Origin of the sequence: Okeania sp. SIO2F4 (assembly GCF_010672385.1) — a bacterium.
Taxonomy (GTDB): domain Bacteria; phylum Cyanobacteriota; class Cyanobacteriia; order Cyanobacteriales; family Microcoleaceae; genus Trichodesmium.
Genome location: NZ_JAAHGT010000941.1, coordinates 1 through 3748, shown reverse-complemented (window position 1 = coordinate 3748; position 3748 = coordinate 1). Strand labels below are relative to the sequence as shown.

4 protein-coding genes are annotated in these 3748 nt (G+C 35.4%); all 4 read left to right on the top strand.

The window, feature by feature from the left end:
* The first annotated feature begins 683 nt into the window (after positions 1 to 683).
* Positions 684 to 1205 carry a TIGR02652 family protein gene (locus F6K22_RS35310; RefSeq protein WP_293109192.1) on the top strand — a complete coding sequence of 174 codons (522 nt, stop codon included), beginning with the start codon at positions 684 to 686 and terminating at the stop codon, positions 1203 to 1205.
* Positions 1206 to 1576: 371 nt separating this feature from the next.
* Positions 1577 to 2014 carry a VOC family protein gene (locus F6K22_RS35305; RefSeq protein ID WP_293109190.1) on the top strand — a complete coding sequence of 146 codons (438 nt, stop codon included), beginning with the start codon at positions 1577 to 1579 and terminating at the stop codon, positions 2012 to 2014.
* Between the two features lie 542 nt (positions 2015 to 2556).
* Positions 2557 to 2880, top strand: a complete 324-nt coding sequence (locus F6K22_RS35300) for a PepSY domain-containing protein (RefSeq protein WP_293109188.1) — start codon at positions 2557 to 2559, stop codon at positions 2878 to 2880.
* A gap of 433 nt (positions 2881 to 3313) precedes the next feature.
* A partial coding sequence (locus F6K22_RS35295; RefSeq protein WP_293109186.1) for a M24 family metallopeptidase occupies positions 3314 to 3748 on the top strand: 435 nt, incomplete at its 3' end.

Here is a 3748-nt window from a genome sequence, read left to right as displayed (position 1 = left end):
ATGGGGGATTCTTTCCCCCCCCCACGCAAAGCGCACCACTAATTTTTTCGCTCCTCTTGTGGGGGACCGTTACCCTCGAATTGAAGAGCGCTCCAGCTAAATGCGCTCAAGCTGATAGCTAGTTAATAATTATTAATTATTCAGTAATACCAAATTCAAAAAAGGTCATTACAGTAAAAAAGGAGTAGGGACGTTGCATAAGGGCGTCCGTACGAAATAGAAAATAGGGAAAACCTTGCTCTTTATCTAATTTTCCTATATACCAAAATTCAGGTCTTCCCTAACTACAAAAAAAGTTAATGTAGCATTATTTTTTGAAACTGGTATAAGTGGGGCAAGCATCCTGCCTGCCCTAAAATATAAGGAACAGGCAAGATGCCCACTATACAAAACTATTAAAATCATCCCCCATTTATGCAACCTCCCTTAATTACAATTTTAAGTCATCACCTATGACCAAAAAATAGGGTTTTAAGCCTCCCCTATTCAAGGGAATAAAAAGCGGTCGTTTCAGCTATCGCCGACTTGAATTGCCGAGCTTGACCTAGGATGGGATGGCGAAGAAAACTCGCCGTATCCAATCGACCAAGAGAAAAGAAATTTCATATTTCAAGCCTCCCAATACAGCCGGAGGTACTAATAACTGATAACTAATAACTGATAACTAATAACTAATAACTGAAATGACCCAATTCTCTACCAACCCCGCTCTCCAGTATCCAATCTTTGGTCCTGAGATTCAGTGTCCTCACTGTCACCAGACCATTCCAGCTCTCACCCTAACAGATACTTATTTATGTCCTCGTCATGGGGCATTTGAAGCTAACCCAAATACTGGTGAATTGTTTCATCTTCACTCTGGCCGTCACTGGCGTCTTTGGAATAATCAGTGGTATCGGCAACATACTCATGCCGATGGTATTAGGTTTGAAATCCATGAGGCTCTAGACCAATTATATACTCAAGGATATAGGGCTACTCGTGTGATTATCGCTCAAAGATATCGGGAGTTAGTTAGTGCTTATTTGGAACGTAGTACCCCTTGGCGTGCTAATTCCGACTCTTGTTTAGCTAAACTCTATGGTTTACCTGTAGAATTTAGTCCTGACCCAAAGGATGAACCTTGCTGGGAAGTAATTAATTTTCAATTGGACAAAGAGGAAGGAGTACCTGTTAGGTATCCCTATTTTCGATTGTTTGAGTAATACCAGTTTGATAAATTTTTGCTACAAATAGCTAGGGTACTTTTTAGGAGTCAGGAGTCAGGAGTCAGGAGTCAGAATGAATGCCTTTAATACCGTTTTTTAGGTCATAAATCATATTTTTTGTCCAACGGATATCTCCTGTAAAGTCTTTTTATCGCTCTTACTATTCGTAATATTCTTTTTTCAAAATGGTACAACTTTACCAATGGATAATTAATAATTGATAATTAATCCGCAAAGGTTTAAAGCCTCTCCTAATAATTGATAATTAAAAGTCTATCCAAAGAAATAATTATCTTATCAGTTAATGAATTTGAAACCTTAAAGGTAGAAAATTAATCTTGGAAGTAAAGTTTATTTGATTAGAATAAATGCACCATGCTTCGATTCGGACTGCTAATATTCATCGAGCGATCGCTTTCTATGAAAAATTAGGTTTTATAGTTTGTGAACGCTTTACCACAGGCTATACTTTGGCCTGTTGGATGGAAGGATTAAATGGTAGAATTGAACTAATTCAAATTCCCGAACCTAAGCCTGCACCTGATGCTTTTGGGGATGAACATTATGTTGGATATTATCATTTATCATTTGATTTGACTGAAAATGTTGGTGATTTACCTAGTTGGTTAAGTTCTTTAAAACAACAGTTTGATTCAGCAGTAGTAGAACAACCTGAAATGTTTCAACCATTAAAAATTCTGTTAGAACCTACTCAACAAATGATTGGAAATAATGTTTATGAAGTTGCGTTTATTGCGGATACTGATGGTTTACCTTTAGAGTTTATTCGGAAGTTAAATTCGTAGGGTTTTGATCTAGAAATCTATGACTGGTATTAGAGTAAATGAAAGTAATTTAAGATCGACCATTTTTATGAATAAAATTATACGGTAAACTGGATTTTAATCGGGAATGATTGATGAAAAATTGACTGTTACCTATTTTCTCAAATTTAAGCATTTAGCTGTCAGCTATTAATCTACTATAGCAATTCCCAAGAAGCGTGAGGTACAAAATTGTTTGGTTTTAGGGGGTAGGGAGTAGGGAGTAGGGAGTAGTAATTCGGGGAAGATGGTAATACCAAAGAAGAAAAACAACTGTACCTCAGTAACTTGAGAAACGCTATATCTTTGAAAGATGAAGTATAATTGAAAGACTGAGCAAAAATTAAAAGTCACTCTCAAACTCTCAAAGCAGATTAGCTAATCTTCCTCATTAATTAAAAAGCTTTGAGTAAATTACGATCTAGAAAAAGCTTACTCCTAATACCTGAATGCTGACTCTCAAATTCTCAAGTATCTCACAATTACCATATAATTTTTAACTTCAAACAGGATCTAATATAGAGATGATTAAACAAAAATTTCGTCAACTGCATAAAGTAGTCGCTCCAATAGTTTTTTTGCCATTATTTGTCACTGTAATTACAGGAGTTGCTTATCGACTGGGTAGAAATTGGTTTGGATTATCCAGAGACCAGGCACATATTTTAATGGTAATTCACGAAGCGGAATATCTTGGCGACGAAATTAAACCTTTTTATGTACTATTAAATGGTATCGGTTTAATGTGGATGTTAATAACAGGTATTATTATGAGTGGTTTATTTAGTAAAAATAAACCTAAGCAAAATACAGACTCAAAAGTAATTTTAACGAAGTCAGAGAACTGATTTTAATTAATTGATAATGGATAATTACCTCTCTAACAATTGATAATTTCCCAATCTCAAAGTAAGAGGCATTTCTAGTAATAATTATTGAGCTTGTAGTAGAGTGAAACGCCCAAAAATGTAGGTTGGGTAGAACAAAGTGAAACCCAACAAAGTTTTATTGTTTTTGGGTTACCCTTCGGGAAGTGCAGTGGAGCGTGTTCATCTGATTTAATGTTTAGCAAGATTAATTTAACGCAGAACCCGCTCCTACTATTGGAACATTTTAGGTGTGTCACACCACTACTCTAAAGACTACATTGATTGGTTTTTCCATAGGAGATGTCAATCTTACTATGGTATGCTAAAAATCTACTAACTAATTATTAGTAGAAAATCTTTCTAAATACCTCAATTTTCAGACACCATAATATTTAACAACTTGTACCAAAAGATGAAAATTTTTAGTAATATACTCACAACTCCAGCAAAACCTAAACCACGTCCTGTTAAGAAAAAACAACGTCGTGGCATAGAAATTAAATCTGAACGAGAAATAGAAATTATGCGACAATCGTGTAAAATTGTGGCAACGGTACTCAAAGAAATTTCTCAAATTGTTAAACCAGGAATGACTACTGCTGACCTAGATGCTTATGCTGAAAAACGTATTCGGGAAATGGGAGCAACACCAAGTTTTAAAGGTTATCATGGTTTTCCCGGTTCTATTTGTGCTTCTATAAATAATGAAGTTGTACATGGTATTCCTAATAAGAAAAAAGTCATTCGAGTTGGTGATGTTTTAAAAGTAGATACAGGTGCTTATTATCAAGAATTTCATGGTGACTCTTGTATTACTATTGGTGTAGTTGAAGTTGCACCAGAAGCA

Excerpts from the sequence above, each read along its gene's own strand:
- F6K22_RS35305 (WP_293109190.1), top strand. The coding sequence starts at position 1,577 with ATGCACCATGCTTCGATTCGGACTGCTAATATTCATCGAGCGATCGCT.
- F6K22_RS35300 (WP_293109188.1), top strand. The coding sequence starts at position 2,557 with ATGATTAAACAAAAATTTCGTCAACTGCATAAAGTAGTCGCTCCAATA.
- F6K22_RS35310 (WP_293109192.1), top strand. The coding sequence starts at position 684 with ATGACCCAATTCTCTACCAACCCCGCTCTCCAGTATCCAATCTTTGGT.